22 protein-coding genes, 1 CRISPR repeat array, 1 riboswitch and 1 other annotated feature are annotated in these 21,854 nt (G+C 39.6%); of the genes, 4 read left to right on the forward strand and 18 right to left on the reverse strand.

The window, feature by feature from the left end:
• Positions 1-14: 14 nt before the first annotated feature.
• The 18 genes from DWZ33_RS02365 to DWZ33_RS02450 all read right to left on the reverse strand — a co-directional run bounded on the left by DWZ33_RS02365 (position 15) and on the right by DWZ33_RS02450 (position 17,172).
• Positions 15-1,049: a M42 family metallopeptidase gene (locus DWZ33_RS02365; RefSeq protein ID WP_118453944.1), complete on the reverse strand. Its 1,035-nt coding sequence runs from the start codon at positions 1,047-1,049 to the stop codon at positions 15-17.
• 73 nt (positions 1,050-1,122) lie between these two features.
• Entirely contained in the window at positions 1,123-1,857 is a 735-nt protein-coding gene (locus DWZ33_RS02370) for an amino acid ABC transporter ATP-binding protein (protein ID WP_022937488.1), read from the reverse strand.
• A gap of 11 nt (positions 1,858-1,868) precedes the next feature.
• Positions 1,869-2,648, reverse strand: coding sequence for an amino acid ABC transporter permease (locus DWZ33_RS02375; protein WP_244925835.1), 780 nt, complete (start codon positions 2,646-2,648; stop codon positions 1,869-1,871).
• Between the two features lie 23 nt (positions 2,649-2,671).
• A complete protein-coding gene (locus DWZ33_RS02380) occupies positions 2,672-3,499 on the reverse strand; it encodes a transporter substrate-binding domain-containing protein (RefSeq protein WP_022937486.1) in 828 nt (275 codons plus the stop codon).
• Positions 3,500-3,562: 63 nt separating this feature from the next.
• Positions 3,563-3,729: riboswitch (Lysine riboswitch) on the reverse strand.
• A gap of 152 nt (positions 3,730-3,881) precedes the next feature.
• On the reverse strand, positions 3,882-4,502 hold the full coding sequence (locus DWZ33_RS02385) for a cytidylate kinase-like family protein (protein ID WP_118453638.1): 621 nt from the start codon (positions 4,500-4,502) through the stop codon (positions 3,882-3,884).
• Positions 4,503-4,648: 146 nt separating this feature from the next.
• Complete coding sequence (gene rplT, locus DWZ33_RS02390) at positions 4,649-5,008, reverse strand: 50S ribosomal protein L20 (RefSeq protein ID WP_022937484.1); 360 nt, start codon at positions 5,006-5,008, stop codon at positions 4,649-4,651.
• Between the two features lie 21 nt (positions 5,009-5,029).
• Positions 5,030-5,224, reverse strand: a complete 195-nt coding sequence (rpmI, locus tag DWZ33_RS02395; protein ID WP_022937483.1) for a 50S ribosomal protein L35 — start codon at positions 5,222-5,224, stop codon at positions 5,030-5,032.
• A 20-nt stretch (positions 5,225-5,244) separates the two neighbouring features.
• Positions 5,245-5,796, reverse strand: coding sequence for a translation initiation factor IF-3 (gene infC / locus DWZ33_RS02400; RefSeq protein ID WP_022937482.1), 552 nt, complete (start codon positions 5,794-5,796; stop codon positions 5,245-5,247).
• Positions 5,797-5,801: 5 nt separating this feature from the next.
• Positions 5,802-5,922: a sequence feature (ribosomal protein L20 leader region), on the reverse strand.
• A gap of 159 nt (positions 5,923-6,081) precedes the next feature.
• Positions 6,082-8,160, reverse strand: coding sequence for an FAD-dependent oxidoreductase (locus DWZ33_RS02405; protein ID WP_118453639.1), 2,079 nt, complete (start codon positions 8,158-8,160; stop codon positions 6,082-6,084).
• A gap of 74 nt (positions 8,161-8,234) precedes the next feature.
• A complete protein-coding gene (locus DWZ33_RS02410; protein ID WP_118453640.1) occupies positions 8,235-9,041 on the reverse strand; it encodes a MerR family transcriptional regulator in 807 nt (268 codons plus the stop codon).
• A 53-nt stretch (positions 9,042-9,094) separates the two neighbouring features.
• Positions 9,095-9,385: a hypothetical protein gene (locus DWZ33_RS02415; RefSeq protein WP_118453641.1), complete on the reverse strand. Its 291-nt coding sequence runs from the start codon at positions 9,383-9,385 to the stop codon at positions 9,095-9,097.
• Positions 9,386-9,645: 260 nt separating this feature from the next.
• Entirely contained in the window at positions 9,646-10,338 is a 693-nt protein-coding gene (locus DWZ33_RS02420) for a suppressor of fused domain protein (protein ID WP_022937478.1), read from the reverse strand.
• A 129-nt stretch (positions 10,339-10,467) separates the two neighbouring features.
• Positions 10,468-11,478 (reverse strand): serine hydrolase domain-containing protein, encoded by a 1,011-nt coding sequence (locus DWZ33_RS02425; protein WP_118453642.1) that lies wholly within the window; start codon positions 11,476-11,478, stop codon positions 10,468-10,470.
• Between the two features lie 405 nt (positions 11,479-11,883).
• Positions 11,884-12,585, reverse strand: a complete 702-nt coding sequence (locus DWZ33_RS02430; RefSeq protein ID WP_118453643.1) for a transglutaminase-like domain-containing protein — start codon at positions 12,583-12,585, stop codon at positions 11,884-11,886.
• Positions 12,586-12,679: 94 nt separating this feature from the next.
• On the reverse strand, positions 12,680-13,849 hold the full coding sequence (locus DWZ33_RS02435; protein WP_118453644.1) for a winged helix-turn-helix domain-containing protein: 1,170 nt from the start codon (positions 13,847-13,849) through the stop codon (positions 12,680-12,682).
• Between the two features lie 110 nt (positions 13,850-13,959).
• Positions 13,960-14,805, reverse strand: a complete 846-nt coding sequence (locus DWZ33_RS02440) for a DUF6630 family protein (protein ID WP_118453645.1) — start codon at positions 14,803-14,805, stop codon at positions 13,960-13,962.
• Between the two features lie 70 nt (positions 14,806-14,875).
• Positions 14,876-16,951 carry a ferrous iron transport protein B gene (feoB, locus tag DWZ33_RS02445; RefSeq protein WP_118453646.1) on the reverse strand — a complete coding sequence of 692 codons (2,076 nt, stop codon included), beginning with the start codon at positions 16,949-16,951 and terminating at the stop codon, positions 14,876-14,878.
• A complete protein-coding gene (locus DWZ33_RS02450; RefSeq protein ID WP_022937472.1) occupies positions 16,948-17,172 on the reverse strand; it encodes a FeoA family protein in 225 nt (74 codons plus the stop codon). The genes feoB and DWZ33_RS02450 overlap by 4 nt, the downstream gene beginning before the upstream one ends.
• 123 nt (positions 17,173-17,295) lie before the next feature.
• Here DWZ33_RS02450 and gdhA point away from each other — a divergent pair, with 123 nt between their 5' ends.
• From gdhA to ytvI, 4 genes are all read left to right on the forward strand, one after another.
• The gene (gene gdhA / locus DWZ33_RS02455) at positions 17,296-18,630 is read left to right on the forward strand and encodes an NADP-specific glutamate dehydrogenase (RefSeq protein ID WP_118453647.1); all 1,335 of its coding nucleotides are present in this window, start codon (positions 17,296-17,298) and stop codon (positions 18,628-18,630) included.
• Positions 18,631-18,846: 216 nt separating this feature from the next.
• Positions 18,847-19,218: a CRISPR direct-repeat array (repeat unit 33 nt; unit sequence GTCGAGAGTCGCAAGACTCTCGTGGATTGAAAT).
• Between the two features lie 256 nt (positions 19,219-19,474).
• Complete coding sequence (locus tag DWZ33_RS02460; protein WP_118453648.1) at positions 19,475-19,933, forward strand: MarR family winged helix-turn-helix transcriptional regulator; 459 nt, start codon at positions 19,475-19,477, stop codon at positions 19,931-19,933.
• Positions 19,926-20,744 (forward strand): putative ABC transporter permease, encoded by an 819-nt coding sequence (locus DWZ33_RS02465; RefSeq protein ID WP_118453649.1) that lies wholly within the window; start codon positions 19,926-19,928, stop codon positions 20,742-20,744. The genes DWZ33_RS02460 and DWZ33_RS02465 overlap by 8 nt, the downstream gene beginning before the upstream one ends.
• 2 nt (positions 20,745-20,746) lie before the next feature.
• A complete protein-coding gene (ytvI, locus tag DWZ33_RS02470) occupies positions 20,747-21,820 on the forward strand; it encodes a sporulation integral membrane protein YtvI (protein ID WP_118453650.1) in 1,074 nt (357 codons plus the stop codon).
• Positions 21,821-21,854 lie beyond the last annotated feature (34 nt).

Genomic DNA, 21,854 nt, shown 5'->3' on the forward strand with positions numbered 1-21,854 from the left:
CGATCCTTCTTTTTCTATAAATCTAATACATAAGCAATCAATAATTTTGTAGTTTCCTCAAGAGCTTTTATGTGGGTGCGCTCCATCCCATGGGAACAAAGACAGCCCATGCCAAACGCAGCCGCATACAGATTATTGCCGGCACGGATTGCCGCATTCGCATCAGTGCCATAGCGGTAAAAAATATCAACACAATAATCGGCTTCAACCTTTTTGGCCTGTTCGATAATTCTAGTTGTTAAACCGCGGTCATACGGTGAAAAAGCATCCTTGGCACAAATAGAAACTTTATGTTCGCTGCCATGATAATCCGGGCCAATCAAACCGATATCAATAGCTACATATTCACTGACTTCCGCAGGCACATAAGCACCGCCATGGTTGATTTCCTCATAAATAGGAAATGCCAATAAGGTCTTATACTTAGGTTTTAATTGATGCTGCTTAAGATAATCCAGCATGCCGAATACCACTCCGACCGCGGCTTTGTCATCAATGTAGCGGCTTTTAATATAGCCTGAAGCACTCAGCTGAAAACGCGGTTCTACTGATATGACATCACCATGCTCAATGCCTAACGCATAGACTTCCTCATCACTGCTTACCTCTTCATCGAGAATGACCATCATGCTGTTTTCATCACGTTCAACAGTACGGGCATCATCAAAGACATGAACGGAATGTGATTTGCACATCATCAAGCCGCTGTATTTTTGACCATTGCAGGTATGGACAATGACACTCTCGCCCTCCAAGCTGGCATAGCTGACGCCGCCTAAGGCTCTGGTCATAATCGTTCCATCACGATTAATCTGACGTACCATCATGCCCAGCGTATCCAAATGCGCGCCGACACAAACACATTTTGAATCATCCTCACCTGCTAAGGTGATGTAAGCCGTCCGTTTGCGGTCATAGCTGACCTCACAGCCAAATCGTGCCGCGTTTTTTTCAAGCAGCTGATGAATTTCATCATAATAGCTCACCGGTGAAGGCGTATTAATAAAATCTCTTGTAATATCGACAATCAAATCTCTGTTTACTTCCATTTTCATAAGCTCCTCCAACTATCTTCATCCATTCTAGCACGCTTTCCATTGAAAAAAAAGATGCCGGAGCATCTTAATTTTGATTAATAAAGCGGCCGAGAAAACGCTGCAGGCTTTCACTCTTAGGCGCCGTGAAGATATCCTCAGGCTTGCCTTCTTCTACGATAACACCGTTTTCCATGAACACGACGCGGTCACTGACATCTCTGGCAAAACCCATTTCATGAGTAACCACAACCATAGTCAAGCCCTCATCAGCCAGCTGCTTCATAACATCAAGCACCTCACCGACGGTTACCGGGTCCAGCGCACTGGTCGGTTCATCAAACAGCAGTACCACACAATCCATGCATAAAGCACGGGCAATCGCGACACGCTGCTTCTGACCGCCAGACAATAAGGTACTAGGTTTATCCGCGAATTCATCCATGCCGACCTTTTTCAGATACTGATGTGCCTTGTCAACCGCTTCCTTATGCGAACGCTTCAAAACCTTAGTCTGGCCGAGCACACAGTTATCAAGCACAGTATAATTATTGAATAGATTAAAGGATTGGAAAACCATTCCCACCTCACTGCGGTGCTTATTGATATCTCCCTCCATGACATTGACGCCATTTACCAGGATTTCACCGCTGTCCGGTGTTTCAAGCAGATTGATGCAGCGCAGCATTGTTGATTTACCGGAACCAGAAGAACCGATGACGGTAACTACCTCGCCCTTTTCAACATTAAAGTTAATATCCTTTAATACCTCAAGGCTGCCAAAGCTTTTGCGTAAATGATTGACTTCAATAATATTCTCCATTTGACAACCTCCTAGTATGTTGAATCTTCCACAGTCTGAGAAGCTGGGAAGCTTGATTTAGTATGATTAATACGGCCTTCAAAATAATTCAGAAGCATCGCTGTCGCGTAAGTCAGAATAAAATACATTACCGCAACAACTAAGAATGGTTCACTTGTTGAGAACGTTGAACCGGCAATACTTTTTGCCTGCCAGAATAACTCTGAGAAACCGATTACTGACAGAACACTGCTGTCCTTAATATTAACGATAAACTCATTGCCGATTGACGGGAATGCGTTCTTAATGGCCTGCGGCAGAATAACATAACGCATCGTCTGAATCGATGTCATACCGATTGAACGGGCGGCTTCACTTTGTCCGCGGTCTACTGACTGAATACCTGAACGGATAATTTCCGCCATATACGCACCGGTATTGATTGAAATAATCACACAAGCCGCGCTGATCGGATTCCAGTTCAAAATCGGTTTCAGCGCATAAAACAAAAACATTGCCTGTACCATCATCGGTGTACCTCGGAAGATGGATACATAAATACTGGTAATCAGATAACCAATTTTTTTAATAATCCTTATAAAGGCAGAATCACTTGCCTCTTTATTCTGGGTTACGGCACGAATGGCGCCAATCACTAACCCGATCAGCAAACCCACCAGCGTACCTATCAGCGCAACGATCAGTGTATTTCTTACACCGATGAGAAGCAATGATTTATATTTGATAAATACATTCCAGGCATCAGCGATCATATTTGGGTTAGTCACTGATATAACTTCTATCAAATTCATATTCGTACCGTCCTCTTTCTATCTTATTCGTTAGCAGGCTGACGCGTTGTCGCTGCTTCCATCATCAATGAACGATCTTCTTCACTGATACCATCTAATGCTTTTTGGATTCCTTCAAGTAATTCAGTATTCCCTTTTTTAACGGCAACAGATACGGCTGTATCACTTAAATCAATATTGAAGCCCTTGCCTTCATCAAATTCAACCAACGCAAGCTCAGGATGTGCCGCTACAGCGCCTTGTCCTACCGGTGTTTCAGCAGTAATACCGTCAACCTCTCCATTTAATAATGACATGATCATATATGGATATGATTCTAACGGTGTCGCATGCTTAACATCTTTGATTTGATCGATAACTGTATCATACATTGTATTCATCTGACCAAGAATGGTTGAACCGGCAAAGTCATCAAGTGTTGATGCATTCGCATAAGCGCCATCCTTCAAGACAACCATAACCATCTGTGACTGATAATAAGGTTCTGTGAAATCAGCATTCTGACGGCGTTCCGCAGTATCTGTCATACCGGCGATAATCGCATCGATAATACCTGAATTTAATGATGGTTCCAGTGCATCCCAATCCAGCTTCGCAATGACTAATTCTTTACCTAAGCTCTCTGCTACCGCTTTGGCAATCTGAACATCATAACCATCACAATAACCGCCGTCGCTGATTGCGACATTGAAATCACTAGCCTGAGGATCTGTCCAGTTAAATGGTGCATAGTTACATTCCATACCTACAGTAAAGGTATCCTTTGCATCACCTTGATTGTTGTCTGCTGGTGTTGAGCTGCAGCCAGCCAGCAGCATGGCTGCCATAAATACGCTTAATAATTTTTTCATGTTTTTGTCCCTCTTTCTAAAATACAAAAGCCGCGCTATTAGCACGACTCTAATTACCGATCGAGTACTAATAGCTCCTCTTCATTGCTGAAGGAGTGTTATAGGTATTCCCTATAACCCCAAGACAAGCCTTTGCCAAAGCTCTCTTTCGGCGATGGTTACCTTTCACCAGCTTCACAGTCCGCCGACTCCGCTGATTACTCTGATGCATCGCTGCCTCTATACGTTTTTTGTATGTTCCTATCTTATGCTGAAGTGAAGCATTTGTCAACTCTTTTCAGTAAATTTATGAAAAAACTTTCTTGTAAACCGCTTACATTGTTGATTTACACACCCTGATAAAGCAAGAAACAGGCCTTTAAATCAGCCTGTTCTCATTATTTTATGCTTTTAAATTAATGAACTCACAAATCAAATCCACCGTTTTATCAATTCCCAGCACAGAACTATTTACACATAAATCATAATGCTGGGCATCCTTCCAATCCTGATTCGTATAATAATTATAATAATTGCCACGGCGTTTATCCGTCTTTTCCATTAGCTTTTCCGCATCCTCCAAAGACGCCGTATGATAATCATTCACAACTCTTAAGACCTTATCTTCCGTTTTACCGGTAATAAACAAGGATACCAGTGATGGATCATTGCGCAGCACATAATTTGCACAGCGGCCGACAATCACACAGCTTCCCTTCTCTGCCAGCTGACGGATTACATTTGCCTGAATCTGATGCAGCTCATCATTCATTGAAATATCCGTTAAACCAGCTATCGGAGAACCCAGCACATAACCGATGGCAGTCAAATAATTATTGCTGTAATCTACCTGCTCATCATTCTTTTCAAACATTTCTTGCTTGAAGCCGCTCTCTTTAGCTGCCATCGTAATCAATTCTTTATCATAAAAAGGAATTTTAAGCTTATCGGCGATTTTTTTGCCAATCTCACGGCCGCCGCTGCCATATTCTCTGGCAATCGTAATAATGATCTTTTTGTCCATAAATCTTCCTCCATTCATGGTTTTGAACCTCTTCTTTATAAATATTATACCACGTTCTCAAACAGTTGGCTAAAAAGGTTGATGCAGTTATAAAATTTATCATTTGCCATAAAGAAAAACCTCTGATTGCTCAGAGGTTAAAGGATTTATTTTTCTAATGCTTTTTTAGCTTTGTCGCAGATTGCTGTGAATCCCTTAGGATCATGAATAGCGATTTCAGAAAGCATCTTACGGTTGATTGTGATACCAGCCACTTTTAAACCATGCATTAATGTAGAATAGCTCATATCATTTAAACGAGCACCAGCATTGATACGTGCAATCCATAATTTACGCATTTCACGCTTCAATTGTTTTCTGTCTCTGTATGCATAGCGCAGTGAACGCATTACCTGTTCATGTGCAGTTCTGTATAATAAATGTTTTGAACCAAAATAGCCCTTAGCTAATTTTAATGTTCTTTTTCTTCTGTTGCGTGATACGATTCCGCCTTTAACTCTTGCCATCTTTTATTCCTCCTATTTACCTTATTTAATCAGCATTAACTTAATGCGCTTGTAATCAGTCTTGTTGATCAATCCTGACTTAGCTAATTGACGTCTTTGCTTTTTAGTTTTTCCGTGGAAACGGTGAGATGTAAAAGCATGACTTCTTTTCAATTTACCAGAACCTGTCATTTTTACACGTTTTGCAAGTCCTCTGTGTGTTTTCATTTTTGGCATATCAATAACCCTCCTAGTATTTATTTCTTTTTCGGTGCCAATACGGTTGACATTGTGTTTCCTTCCAGCAATGGCTTCTTTTCGATATTGGCAATATCCTGACATTCTTCTACAAAGCTGTCCATGATCTTTTTACCAACTTCTAGACGCGTAATTAGACGGCCGCGGAAACGCATGTCAATCTTGACCTTCATGCCGTCTTCCAGCCAGCCGCGTGCCTGACGCAGTTTGGTTTCAAAGTCATGTTTGTCAATAACCGGTGACAGACGTAAAGGTTTTACCTCTGTAACATGCTGTTTTTTCTTTGCTTCTTTAGTCTTCTTCTGTTGTTCGAAACGGTAACGACCATAGTTTACAATCTTACAAACCGGTGGAACAGAATTAGGCGAAACACATAGCAAATCTAATTCCTTGTCATAAGCTATTTCTAATGCTTCACGACGTAGTTTAATTCCAAGTTGTTCACCTTCAGGGCCAATAACCAGAACTTCTTTAAATTTGATCTTCTCATTAACTAAATCATCGTTCACATTATTGGGAATCACTTTTTTATTAATAACCGACACCTCCATTTTAGTGTACAAAAGAAAAGCGGGTACAGTCTGCACCCGCTATCAACATTGATCTCTTTTGATCGTTCGTCGCATTGACCTATGACTTCAGCCATCAGGTGAGAAGGGGTGCTTCTACTTTCCACGTAATCTTTACTTGTTAAGTATACATGAGCTGATAACTAAAGTCAACATTTTTTTGCATTAGTTTTCAATCTCAGTCACTTAACTTTAATATTAAGCTAAATCAGCTTAACTGTCAAGGATTAGAAAACCTCTCCATGACAGAGAGGTTTATTTCATATGCTATTTTGCAGCACCGGCATGTTCACCGGCAATCTGACCAAATGTGAAGATATCAGCAATTGCATTGCCGCCCAAACGGTTACCCGCATGAACGCCGCCTGTAACTTCACCGGCAGCCCATAAGCCTTCGATGACGTTGCCTTCTTCATTTAATACTTCAGCGCTTGTATTGATTACAACACCGCCCATTGTATGATGTAAAGATGCCTTACGAGGAGAGATAACGATACCAACACTTGGATCATTTTCAATCGTTTCAAGATCGATAGCCCCTGCTAATACTTCCTTACCGAAATCAGGATCACTTTGATTTGCTACATAACTGTTATAAGTTTCAATTACTTCACGCAGCTGTTCTTCAGTGAATGCTGGCGTTGCACCGCCGGCTGCATTCTTCGTAGCCTCAGCCAATTCAGCTAAAGTAGAACCATACCATACATGGCCATTGTCAACCATTGATTGAACCGTTGTACCAAACAGACCCGCATCCAGTGATGTACCCTTGCATAAGCCATCCGCTTCCTGTGTGCCGCTGCCTGCATAAATGATATAGAAAATACCGTTATCTAATTCAAGTGAAGCCTTAGCTAAAACGTCACGTTCCGCATATTCGTTAACAAAACGTTTGCCGTTGCCGTCAATCCAGATCTGTTCTGAAGCATCAGCCCAGATACCGTCTGTCATCGTACCCTTAATTGGTGAAGATGAAGGCATCAGCTGAGATACACCTAAATCAACCGTAGCCGCGCCGATTTCCATCGCCATGACAATACCATCACCAGTATTGGTGCCGACATTAGTAGTCAAAGTGTGATCAGTCAGATCATCACCCCAATAATTATCATATTCTTTAACCATCTTAGGATTTGCGCAATAACCGCCGCTGGCAAGTACAACACCATTCGCAGCATCAATCGTAACCTTAGTACCGTCCGCTTTTTCAGCTTCAATACCGTTTACCTTGCCATTTTCATCAGTCAGCAGTTTAGTTGCTTCAGTTTCTGTATAAATGGTAACACCCTCAGCTTCAGCTGCATCCTTCAATAATTGAATCAAAGGAACACCGGCTGTATAAGCATGCGTTCTTGGCCACATGGCGCCTAATACGGTATACAGTGTTTCACCGGCACCCTCATGAGATGCAGTACCTACACCTAAAGAACCTGCCCAGTCATAAGAATCAAGAGCACTTTCAGCTAATGTGCGGGCTAAATCAATGTCAGAAGCAATCCATGTGCCGTCATTCATCTGACGCAGACCGCCAACATAAATATGCCACATATGTAATGAGATGCTGTCAAAGCCAGGCATATCGACACCGGCTGTCTTGCCTGCATTCGCTGCATAGAAATCATTGATATCACTTTGCAGCTGTGCTAATACTTCAGCCCATTCTGGGAACTGATCAAAATGCAGAGCTTCATCACTTGCTGATAATTCAAGATAAGAATCCATTGTGTGCTTTTGTGCTTCAGATAATACACGTTCACCTTGAGCAACTGTATCAACCGCATTGAAAGCACCGCCGGCCATCATTGTGTCACCGCCCAAGAATGAGCTTTTTTCAACAAGGATAACCTTAGCGCCCTGCTGTGCTGCCGAAATGGCTGCACTTAAACCGGCACCGCCGCCGCCGACAACAACAACGTCAGCACTCCATTTTTCATCTTCACCTGCTTGTGCGTGATATGCATTGGCAGCCAGTGCATCAGTATCTAAACCAGCTGCTTTAGCAGCTTCATTCGCTGCCCGCATAATTGCGTTGCTCGCCAGTGTAGCACCTGTCACAGTATCCAATGTTGTTGTCTGATGCTCGACGATCTGTGCAGGAATACGCTCAAGAGCAACGTCGGCAAGACCAGCAGTCTCATGACATTCAGTCAATTCAACCTTGGTAATCTTGCCTTCTTCGATTGTCATTTCAACCGTAACAGGACCCTGCATACCAGTAGAAGTACCAGTAAACACACCTGAAACCGAAGTATTATCCTTCGTTTCATTGCCTGTTGTGTTGGAACATCCGGCTAGGCTGACAACCATGCCTAAAGCCAGTGTTACAGAAAGCAGTAACTTTTTCATTTCTATTCCTCCCTTTGGAATAATTGTATTTTAAACCTGTTAGCAGCTAACAGGTCAAGGGAATTGTGAATGATTTATTTTTCATTATCAATAGGTACGCTCAAGCCAATACCATGTATAAAAGTGCCATTCTCCTGATAGCTGATATAAATTCTGCCGACAATATCATCACTCACAGCAATCCCGCGGCGTTTAACCTCTTCAAGCAAAGGGGCCAGCTCATGCCTTTGCAGATGAAAAGGATCAGCGCTCAAAATCAAAATCTGCAAGATTTTACGGCTTCTTGTCTTCTCAATCTGAGGTGGCAGCTCTACACCCAGCTTTTTACGATTACGCTCTAAAATACCAAGCCCGATGCTGACCGCCAGTGGCTGCTGTTCATCAAACAAGCTCGCTTTTGATACTTTAATTGCGATATAAGAAAACGGCATTGCCTCCGCAAGCTGTTCAATCGCCTTTAAGGTAACTGCATCTGGTTTCGCACAGCTGCCAAAATTAAAAACATTATAATTATCATCAAGCAAATGCTCTGTAAGCAAGCTCTTTGATTCTTGAATCATTGTGAAATAGTCCTGCATTTCCCGCAGACGAAAAAGCCGCATCTCTTCCTGCCGAATTAATTCTTCAAGTTCTAACGCATGTTCTTCAACCCAGCCGCTGATCTGCGTCAGCCCCTTCTGCTTAGCCGCCAAAGATTCCTGAACGCTCATATCAAAGCTCCTCAGCATCTGAGCATGATAAATATTCAGCGCATCAAGATCAGTAAAATCACGATAATTATTCGCTTCGCAGCGGCCGCCCTTAATTAAACCAATGCGGTCATAATAACGCACCTTGCTGCTGCCGATACCTAAACGTTTTGAAAAATCATTCACTTTCATAACCAGCGCTCCTTATCTTAATAGAATAATCCTAATCCCCCACTGATTCCCCCTTATCTCGCATATGCCAATATACACAGCAAGAAACCAAAAGCAATGATTACAGGAATGCCATATTTTTTCTTAATGTATTTATTGTCATATCCCAAAACACCAAACACACACATTAAAACAGCATACAGGATTAAAATAATCGAATCCATCCGCAGTCCTAAAAATTGTTCAATATGGAATGTATTATAAAAGAAATCATGAATAAATTTCTGCCATATATGCCAATTGAAAAGCGACGAATAAAAGACACAAAACAAACCAGCTAATCCCGCATATAGTTTCTTTTTCATCATTTGCACCTCAACAATCTTCATCAACAATTATTTAATTCTATTTTAACATAATATGTGAAGAAATTGGCATTGATAAATTTGATTAACCGAAGTTACGATTTCACTTTATTACATTTTGATAGGATGATAACATGGCTTATCTGTGATATCTATGAAGCGCTCCTGATTTCTTTTATCCAATTAAATTGACGAAAATTAGTAAATGAAAGCTGAGAACGTGTATCCTCAGCTGTTTATTTTTATATGTATTTGAAAATTTATTTTGCAGACAGCAGTCCATAATTTTTGCGATGAATATTTACAATATGCGATTGATCTGCTGTATCAAAACGTTTCAGTAAAGGTTCAATATCTTCACATTGCAGTTTAAAATCCATTTCAGCGCCATAAAGCGGAATCATGCGGTAAAAATGAACCAGTTTTTTATTTTTCATTCTTAAAACAGCCTCTTTCCCGTTTTCATCCATCGCGTTGATCAAGCCTACACCCTCAAACTGATTGTTATCCGATAAGGTTTCATGATTTTCACCCGCTGCTATCGTATGCCCATAACCCAGCCAAGTGTCTGAATCGATTGGCAGGCGCGCCAAGATTTTCAGCCAGCGAATCGGCCAGTAATTATTTTCATCATCATCCTGTACAAGCCAATCCGGCGGTAAATCAATCATCAGTTCAGCATAATTTAATTCATATTCATCAAGGGCAGAAGGAACATTCATCCGATGTGCCCCCATTCCCATTGTAATCAGCCGATAATAATTTCTATCAGCGTTTGGCGGAATAATCGCTATATCGACATGAATATCTGGTGATACAAGCTCATGAAAAACCTGATCAAATTCGCCAAAATGCTGATTGATATAAGCTTCCAATTCGTTTACTTCAGCTTCTGTATACAGCTGTGTATCGATTTGAGGGGCTGCCTTTTTGAATCGTTTAAATAATCCCATACTTTTTCCTCCGCTTTCTTATTTTTTACTGATTCTATTTATAAAAATTGTTCTATAAATTATTATAACAGAATAATGAAATTTAAGTAAAATTTTGGTTTTGCTTGCTTAACTGCCTAAAACAAACGGTTATTCATAAAGCTTTTCTCTAACTTTTCGCATTTCTTGCCAAACATTATCACCATAGTTGCTTACCAAAACAGAAATAATTCCATTGTTGGGATTATATTCAGAAAGAAAGCTTACTCCCGGGTCACAGCCTTGAAAATACGCAAGATCCTTCCCCTTTGGATTATCAATAATCCATACACCATAGCCATAAAAGCCTTCTTCTGTGTCCATGCCGTTCCCGCTTTGTTTGTTAAGCATCTCAGATACTAATTCTTTTGAAATCAGCTTTTCGTTTAATAAGCCAAGCCAAAAATTGATAATATCTTTTACAGTGATATAAGCGCCGCCCGCTCCTGTTCCCTTTACATCAACAGAAAAGATATTTGTGCGGAAATCATTTGTATCTGCACAATAAATATAATTATATGCACATTTTGCTGGTAATCTGTCTAATTCATAATAACCTGTTGATATCATATCACACACATCAAAAACATTTATTTTTAGGTATTGATCAAAATCCATTCCCGTTACTTTTTCAATTATCATAGCAAGCAGTACATAACCTGAATTATTATATTGAAATTTCTCACCTTTAGAATACATCATGGGTTTGTCTATAAAAAGCGGAAGCAAATCGCTATTATGCCTAATTTTATAATTAGGATAATCTATCCATAATTCTTCATAATCTTCCATAATAGTTTCGTCAAAATAATCAGGAACTCCTGAAGTATGATTCAACAATTGCTTTACGGTTACATCTACATCAATATTATTTAATTCAATATCAAGAAGCCTCCCTAAAGTATCGTCAAACTTAATTTTTCCTTGATCAATTAATTGTAATATGCCTATTGCGACAAACACCTTGCCTGCTGATGCACTGGCAAATTTAGTTTCTAATGAATTGGGAACTTCATTTGCTAAATCAGCAAAACCTGTCGAGCTTTCACACAAAATCTCTTTGTCTTGAACAATATATACATTACCTCTAAAATTGTTATCAATCATCTTTTTTATATTCATCGGCCACTCCTTAATTCATATTGAGCACTCTGTTGAAAATACAAATCGCATTTTGATTATTGCTCACGGACATAACTTAATACGGCTTTAATAATACCACACCTTTAAAGTAGGACAGTTAAAAATAAAAACTGGTTAAACTACTCTAAAAAATAATTATCTTCAAATTCTCATAACGCATGAGTATCAAAAAGCATCAAACCGCATTGGTTGCGCAAAAACATAGAATATACAAAACCTTAAAAGTCGATATTTATGCATTCTTTCAATATTTACACTATTAGATCAAAATTAAACACTAATTTTGTTGCCTGCAAGCTAAAATAGAGCTTAAATCATTTGCCTCGATTATAACGACTTATACCAATAAGGTGAAGCTAATTCAGCCTGACAGATTAGAATTTATCATTTGCCATTTCTTATTTTACTGATGTTGTGATTCATTAAGTGTCTGCCAAAATTTCTATATAGAAAAGCTTTAAAGGGAGACATTTCTTGATGATAATTTTTAAGCAAATCATCTGGGCAATCAAAAATCCCAAAATCTTGAGTTATACCTTCACTTTGAATGTAGGTATTATTTCGCTCAAAATCAATGATCGGATTATGAAAGTTCTTAACAGCTACACCATACCCACAAAAAGTACCTGAACAAGTTGAATTAATGTTTTGTAATTGTGAGAGATACCCTTTGTCTAATATAAATGCCTCTAATTCATACCATATTCCATCCAAGCAGACCTCTACCCAACTATGGAAAATATATTTGGGAGCACTTCGATATATAATACCTGTCATTGCACCCTTTTGCAGTTTCTTATCAATCATAAACCCATGTACCCGACATGGAATATTCACACCCCGGAGCAATGCCATGAACAAAATGCCTTTTGTATTACATTGTCCATATCCATCAGCCAACACTTTCGACGCTGGAATACCATCATCTATATTGTAACCAAATAAGATTTCATCACGAACATAGTTATATATTAGCTTGATACGATGATATTCATCAGCTTGTTTCCAAAGTTTATCATTTATTAAACGCTGTATATTGGCGGCTGAAAAATCCAATAAAGGTGTTTCTCTTAAATATTGTTCCATATCTATTTACCTCAGTGTATTTGTTTCCATGCTAAAGCTGCGCCCATAAAAGCATAGGAATTGGGTACCCTTTTTGAAAATTTAAATACCGTACTTATAATTCTTTTACCATCTGCTGATTAAACTGTGTCAGCAAGCTCACTTGCTTTTGAATCGCTGCTTGAAGCGCTGGGGTGTCATGAACATTAGGTTCAAGCCAGACGTGATGAACCGTAAGCTCTTGTTTTGCTTTATCATAAACTGCTTCAATACGGCCGACAAAATCAATGCCATAAAGTATCGGCAGTACATAATAGCCATATTTGCGCTCTGATTGGGGTGTGTAGATTTCCCATTTATAATCAAAATCAAACAGCGCATGAATCAGCTTACGATCCCACAGCAGATTATCCAAGGGAGCGATAAATTCACAGCGTTTTCGCAAACGCGGTGATTTCAGCACATATTCAATTAATTCAGCATCCTCAGCCCCGCAGTAGCAAGTCTCCATATTCTGAATTCGCAGTTCAATCAATTGATCTTCCTTTATAAGTTCATTAAAGATTTGACTGCGTTCAGGTGCCTTTAGGCCATAAATTCCAAGCCAGGCATCACTGGCCCGATTCCACATCATTCCCACAGAATAAATCCGCCGCAGCACCAGCCATTTATGACGCTCATACTCAGAATTAAATGGTGTCTGTTCATTAAGCAATGACATTGGCAGACAGCGATTGCTTAAATCATAGTATTTTAAAATGCCCCGCTTATGATGTATACAAAGATCACCGATAAAATACAGATGTTCTAAGGCCGCTCTGGCTAGTGAAGTTTTACTCCAATACCAGTCAACCTTTTCATTCATCTTTAAATCATTGGCACAAACAGCTCCCCGCCGATCAATTTCAGCTTTTATTTTATTACATGCTTCAAAAATCTCAAGCTGTGCGTAATTTTTAGCACGATGCCGCTGACGCTCAGAATAGAAATAATTCCAGTCCTCAGTTAAAATGATTGCCAGATTTTTGTCGAAATAATCAATTAGCCTGCGTTCTTTATAAAGCAAATCATAAAGCATCTGTTTTTTATAACCCTTGATTCTTGATAATAAGACTAATTCAGGGCTGCGTCCGCAGACATCAATCGGATCATATTGTATGCAGCCAGCCTGCTTGATAAATTCTATAATTCCACCTTTGCCTTTAAATCGGTAAGCACCGATCAGACCATGCTTTAATAACAAAAAAGTTCGGGCCTGCTGTTTGGTTAATGTATATGATATCATAAATGCCTCCTGCGTAAACCTGACTTAATGGCATTGTAGCATACCCTTAATTGATTGTCATCCAACTTTCGATAAATGAAAAACACTTCCGCTTGAGAAGTGTTCAGTGGTTATTGATGAAAACGTGAATAAGGATCATTAAAGATCAAAGGCTTTTCATTAGGATCATAGACAACGCTTAAGACAACCTCTGCCTTGCCCTCATGATATGCCTTCAACAGTTCAGGCTGATCAGCCAGCACCGCATGCAGCCATTCAGGACTCAAGCGCTCACCAAAAGGTGTTTTTTCAAATTGAATACGGCCGGTTTCTGAGTAGCGGACATCTGAAAACAGATAATGTTTTTCATTATTCTCTTCCTTTTGATAAATTGCATCAATGCCTAGACGATCGGCCTTATCACAGACCTGATTAAGATCAATCTTCTTTTCATTGATATAAGCCTGGTCGATGCAGACAATATGAACCCCAGCTTTACCGGCGGTTTGAATCAATGACGGTATGACATTGGCAGGCGCGATGCCGGCCACAAAGACATCATCAAATTCCGGTGCAATCTGAAACAGACGTACATCACTGTCTGTCAGCTGCAAGCCGATGCGAGCCAGAATTGCCTGTGTATCATAAGGTGCTAACGCGTCTAAATCAAGCTTGCGGTATTCAGCTTCCGGCAGACCGCAGCGAGCCAGCGCATAAACGCACAGACCTGCTGTCGCTTTCCAGTCAATCGTAGCGACATAACCGGCGCTTTCCAAAAAATGCTGATACAAGCCAACAAACATATTTGCACCGGCATAAGCAAAACATGGCTTAAATTCAGGATGGTTATCAAGAAAACCTGCATAATTCATTTGGCATTCCATCAACAGCTCAGCCGCATTATTCTGTATGCCGTTAAACAATTTAAAGGCTTCCTGATAAACTTCTAATTTCTTTGCTTCTTCATTCCAATCCATGATTTTACCTCCAGTGTCAACAACTGGTTTAAGTTTATCACAGCTAAACCTTTGTTTCAATCAAAAATCCTTACAGCAAAAGACTTAGTCCCTGAAAAAGCAATAGACAGACAACATATGGCACAATCAGCATAATAATGATTGACCGCAGCAGCAGCTTCCAGCCATATTCCTGATATAATGCGTTCATTGCCATGACACAAGGAATTGTTAAGCATATATAAACCATAAAGCTAAAGGCTCTAAGCGGTGCATAACGATCAGTGAATAATTGCTGAATCGATGTATTCAGCGCCTTATTCCCCTCTTGCTTTTCAACCGTAAACAACTGCATTGTACTCTCTTTTACGGCATTTAACAGCAGCTTTCCCTGCTCCCTCAAATCACGACCAATTTCAGGTTCAATCCTTTCAGGTTCTTCATCAAGCAGGCATTGCGATAAAAAGCCTACCACACTTTCCTTGGCGCTGATTCCCGCCGGTAAAGAAGCGACCGCTTCCCAGCTGGTGCCAAAACCAAGCGGTTCAAACAATACAGCTGCATGACGGGAGAAATCTGCGATGTAGGAGGTTTTCACATCGCCGTTAGGAAAATAACTAAACGCCCATAGCAGCATCATTGTCAATAAGACAGCCGTGAATGCTTTATGAATGAAGCTCTTTACTTCCCGCACTACCTTTTGCAGCAATACCGATAAGCGCGGCAGACGATAAACCGGCAGTTCAAGCAAAAATATCGTCGTTTCCTGATGGCCTTTAAAATGCGCTACCACCAGTGCTAAAATCAATGCCATTAAAATACCAAAGCCTATGACAGTGATGATGGCGGCGCCGGTATGATCCGGAAAAAATGCCGATGCAAAAAGCATATATACGGGCAGTCTGGCACTGCAGCTCATAAAAGGGATCAGGGTCGCACACAATTCCTTCTGTTTTTGATTATCCAGTGTTCTTGTCGCATAAATCGCCGGCACATTACAGCCGAAACCAATCAGCAATGTCAAAAAGGCTTTGCCGGAAAGATGAAAGGCACGCATGGCTTTATCTAAAAGAAACGCTACTCTGGCCATATATCCGCTCTCTTCCAAAATGCCGAGAAAGAAAAACAATAAGGCCATCAACGGCAGAAAGGATAAAACACCGCCCACTCCGCCGAGCACACCGCTGATTATTAAATCTAGAATTGAAACAGGCAGAAAATCTAAATAAAAGCGAATATAATTAGCGAGAAATTCATTAAAAAACTGATTTATAAAATCAATATAAGGGCGTGAACCATTAAAAACAATCATTAATAACAAAACAAAGAATAAAATCAGCAACGGATAGGACAGCCAGCGATTCAGCAGCACAGCGTCAATTTTATGTGTTATGTGATAACGTTTCTCATCACGCTGACTCACATAACGCATACAGGAAGCAACCGCTTCAATCTGATTTTTCTCTAGCCGTTCCATGGTCATCTGATTCAAGCTTTCAAGTTTCAGCCCCTGATCCATCAGCAGTTTCAAAACTTGTGCTTTACCTTCAAAACACGCATAAACCGCTTGTGCTGCCTGACGATCATCCAGCTCTGGCATCGCTTGATGAATTAAATCAAACAAGTAAACAAAATAACGGTCGCTTTCCGCATCTAATAAAGGATGGTAAAAGGACTGATTTCGGCATGCCTGTTGGATCAGCTTCATTAACGGTTCACGCTGATGATCAAAAGCACTGCCGGCATAGATCGGCAAACCTAAGCGATGACTGATAGCCGACTGATCAATTACAATGTTCTGCTTCTTTACCTCATCCATGAAATTAAATAATAAAACCATGCTGATATTCAGTTCTCTAAGTTTTACGGTCAGCATCAGATTGCGGGAAAGATTGCTTGCATCAACAACATTTACAATGCAGTCTATCTTTTCTTCCGCAAGAAAGTGGCTGGTTACCGCTTCCTCGTTGGTCTGTTCATCAAGGCTGTAAACACCAGGCAGATCAATCAAATGATAGCTGTCACCAGCAAAATCAATCACTGCCTCTTTGCGTTCAATCGTTACACCCGGCCAATTGCCAACCTGAAAATGCGCATTGCTGAGGGCATTGATCCACGCGCTCTTCCCCACATTGGGATTGCCTACAAAGGCTACGGTATAATTCATGAAAGAATCACTTCAATTCTTTTTGCGTCTTGCTGCCGCATGCAGATTTCATTCCCGTTGACTGAAAAAAGATAGGGATCTTTAAAGGGAGCCTTCTTTATCAATGTAATACTGACGCCCTCATAGATTCCCATATTAAAACAGCGGCGGCGATCACTAAGCTTTAAATGAAGTTTACTGATTATTGCCCGCTGATTGATTTTTAATTCGGAAGCTGTCATTTTTATCACCAGCTTTATTCTAATGAATATTTTTCATGAAAATAATAGAATTTTGTCAGAAAATAATTTTTTTCTTTTCATTCTTCAAAAACTGTTTATAATGATTATATCGGAGGTATCGTTATGAAACAAATAGAAAAAGCCAAAGCATTGCTTATCACCCGCAATCCTAATGATCCGGAATTTCTGCAAGCTGTTGAAGAAGTGCTGGAATCATTGGAATTAGTCGAAGAAAAACGCCCTGAGCTATTAAAAGATAGTTTGCTGGAACGTTTAATAGAACCTGAACGTCAGATATTGTTTAGAGTTCCTTGGGTAGATGATCAGGGAAATGTACAGGTTAACCGCGGATTCCGTGTGCAGTTTAATTCTGCTATCGGCCCCTATAAAGGCGGTTTACGCTTTCATCCATCGGTGAATTTAAGTATTATCAAATTCCTTGGTTTTGAACAGATTTTCAAAAATGCTCTTACTACCCTGCCAATCGGCGGCGGTAAAGGCGGCAGTGATTTTGATCCTAAAGGTAAATCAGATGGTGAAGTAATGCGCTTCTGTCAGAGCTTCATGAGCGAATTATATCGTCATATTGGACCTGATACAGATGTTCCAGCTGGGGATATCGGCGTTGGAGCAAGAGAGATCGGTTATCTGTTTGGACAGTATAAACGCATCCAAAATGAATTTACTGGTACATTAACCGGCAAAGGTTTAAAATGGGGCGGTTCATTGGCTCGTACTCAAGCTACCGGTTATGGCTTGTGCTATTTCGTTGATGCGATGCTGAAACAAAACGGTAAAAGTTTTGAAGGTAAGACGGTGCTCGTATCAGGCAGCGGCAATGTTGCCATCTATGCGTGTGAAAAAGCTACGCAGTTAGGTGCTAAGGTCGTTGCTATGTCTGATTCAAATGGAGTGATTCATGATGCTAATGGTATTGATTTAGCCTTGGTGAAGGATATAAAAGAGGTTCGCCGTGGACGGATCAAAGAATATTTAGAAACTCATCCGAATGCAGAATATTTGGAGGGCTGTGCAGCTATTTGGACAATTCCTTGTGATATTGCTCTGCCATGTGCTACCCAGAACGAACTGAATAAGGAGAGTGCTGAGACATTAGTTAAAAATGGCTGTTTTGCAGTTGCGGAGGGGGCAAATATGCCGACAACACCTGATGCAATTCATCTGCTTCAGTCAAAGGGCGTACTCTACGCGCCAGGTAAGGCAAGCAATGCCGGCGGTGTTGCCTGTTCAGGTTTAGAAATGTCACAAAATTCAATGCGTTACAGCTGGACCTTTGAAGAAGTTGATGACAAGCTTAAATCAATCATGACTTCAATCTTTAAGACAGTCGATGAGACAGCCCGTGAATTTGGCGCTGAAGGTAATTATGTTGCTGGTGCAAATATTGCTGGTTTCGTAAAGGTTGCGGAAGCCATGCAGGCACAAGGTATCGTATAATATTCAATGTAAGACATGTGAAAGCATGTCTTTAAAAAAATCAATAAGTGCGAATGTGAAGTGAACATGAATTTCCTGGGGGATTCGCACTTAAAATAGAGATGAAACATTCAGAAAGAATGAATATTTAAGATCGTTTTGATTCTTTGAAATTGAAAGCTTAAAGAAAAAGCTTCTTTTTTAGTATAATTATTACTAATTTGGTAATATTTTGCTGTCGAGAGTTGCAGGACTCTCGTGGATTGAAATATTCATTGCAACGATGTCAGTCACTTGCACTTAGTCGAGAGTTGCAGGACTCTCGTGGATTGAAATTTTGTAGAGTTTGGCATCTGTATCATTCAACGCTTTGTCGAGAGTCTCAAGACTCTCGTGGATTGAAATATCCCAATTGGTTATCAATAGATATCCAATCGCTAGTCGAGAGTCGCAAGACTCTCGTGGATTGAAATCCATCACAGCTGCTGGGATGCAAAGAATCGGCATGGTCGAGAGTCGCAAGACTCTCGTGGATTGAAATACTATGTAAAGGAGGCGTAAATTGATGAATAATGAGTCGAGAGTCGCAGGACTCTCGTGGATTGAAATGGAACGGTTTGTCGGAAATTCAGCCGCTGGTTTGAGTCGAGAGTCGTAGGACTCTTGTGGATTATTTGAATCAAAAGTATAAAATAAAACATCATCATTCAAAATAAAAATACATTCACCTTGATGTATTTTTATTTTCTATTATCTTCATTGGCCAAAGTTCAAATATGCGAAAGTATGTGTTTATACAAGAAACCATTGACCTTCTTATATGTGAATCATATAATATGTAATATACATATAAAGGAGGTTAATTATGGATTTTTTATCCTATCATACAATGATTGAAACATTAAGCCGTCAAATCAATGAATCTCAGCAAGAATTATTAAATCCTTATCTAGGAAAATACAACCTGACTTTTCTACAATTTCAATTATTACGCCAAGTTCAGCAAGTTCGACAAATTACCGTGGGAAAGCTTGCTAAAGTCATGGCATTGGATGCTGGCAATGTATCCGCCTATTGTAAAAAATTAGAACAGAAGGCATTGCTGAAGAAGGTTCGCAGTATCAATGATGAGCGTGTCGTTCAGCTGGCCTTGACCGAGAAAAGTGCTGCTATCATTAATTCTATTGAAGCATTAATGCTAAAACGGTGCCAGCTGTCATGGGAGGCATTCAGCCAGGAGGATCAAAGCTGCGTATTAAAAGGATTACAGCTATTGAATCAATTCTTCGACAACGTTCTGAAAGAAGGTGAAGTTCTTGAGTAATTTCTTAAATTATTTTCTATATTTTTTCATTTACAGTTTCGGAGGTTGGATTTGTGAGTGTATCTATTGCTCTGTTCCAGCTAAAAAATTTATCAACCGCGGTTTCTTATACGGCCCATATTGTCCAATCTATGGATTTGGTGCTTTAATAGTTACGGTACTTCTGGACGGATATCTGAATAATCCTGTATTAGTCTTCTTTCTTGGCATGGTGCTGACCAGTCTGCTTGAATATGTCACAAGCTTTGTCATGGAAAAGCTATTTAATAAAAAATGGTGGGATTATTCACATTACAAGTTTAATATCAATGGTCGTGTATGTTTGCTAAACTCAACCTTATTTGGGATTATGTCTTTATTTGTAATCTATGTTCTGCATCCACAAGTGAGTGATTTAATTAATTTAATTCCATTGCATTATCAGGCATGGGTTTCACTCATTCTGTTCTTATTATTCACCTATGATCTGTTTAATACAATTAAAGCTCAGTTACGCAAGAATAAAGATATTGCAGAGATTGAAGATTGTCTTTTGGAATTGCGGCAGGTTATCCATGATTTCAGCTATAATGATGAAGAACCGCTTTCTGTACAGCTGCAAGCAATGTTTGATAGTACAGATGCCGATGAACGTTTGAAGCAAGTATTAGAACGTGTTAATGCTAAATTCAAAGCTATGCAGGCACATCAGCCATATACTGAACTTCGTCTTAGCAAGGCATTCCCTAACCAGATTGTCTCAGAGCGGCTGCGCAACATTCGTAATTCAGCTGAAGTAATTAAGAAAAAGCTTGAAAAGTGGGGTGAATAATTTTGGATCTTGAAAAACAGCGAGCTTTTATAATTCATTTCTTCTATTATGCCATTGTTTTATTTTTAATTTATGTTTTTTTAAGATATATTATCTATTGGATCATGCCCTTTATCCTAGGATTTACAATTGCATTTATGCTGCAGCCAATGATTCGCTCGTTGATTAAAAGAACACATTTACCAAACAAATTATGTGCTACTGTTGTATTTATACTTTTCTATGCAACGATTGGCGCTTGTGCAGCTTATCTTTGCTTTAAGGGTTATGGATTTGCTAAAGATTTTATCATCCGCATTCCTGACCTATATCAGACTCAGTTTGAACCATCATTAACTGCCGCGTTTGCCTCTCTTGAGTCAACATTAGGTGAGGTACATCCAGATATATGGGAAACCGTACAAAATTTACTAATGAATTTTAATGAAACCTTATCAAGTATCATCACATCAGCATCAAAGGGATTCTTAAATATGCTGACCAATTTTGCTGGCTCAGTCCCTAACGGAGTCATTAGTTTCTTCTTTACAATTTTATCCTCTTTCTTTTTCAGTTTCGATTATCGAAAAATCACAAATTTTCTAATGCGGCAACTAAGTGATAAATCCAAACATTTGCTGTTGAGTATAAAATCATATATCACTGGGTCAGCTTCCTCTATGCTAATTGCTTATATGAAACTGATGCTGCTTACTTTTATTGAATTAACCATCGGTTTAAGTCTGCTTAAGATTGATAACGCGATTATTATTGCATTCTTAATCGCACTCTTTGATTTATTACCCGTATTCGGCACAGGCGGCATCATGATTCCATGGATTATCTATGTATTCTTTGTGAAGCAAACAAAGCTTGCGGTGGGATTATTAATTGTTTATTTAATCATTACTTTAATTCGTAATGTGGTAGAACCAAAAATTGTAGGTAAACAATTAGGCATGCATCCACTGCTGATGCTGTTATGTATGTACTTAGGCGCTCGTTTATTTGGCTTTCTAGGTATCTTCCTAATGCCAATGCTGCTGATTATTGTAATAAATCTAAATGATAATGGTTTGATTCATTTGTATAAATAAATATAATAAAGTATGAGATAATAATTATTACAAT

The organism is Dielma fastidiosa (genome assembly GCF_003475485.1).
In the GTDB taxonomy this organism is placed as follows: domain Bacteria; phylum Bacillota_I; class Bacilli_A; order Erysipelotrichales; family Erysipelotrichaceae; genus Dielma; species Dielma fastidiosa.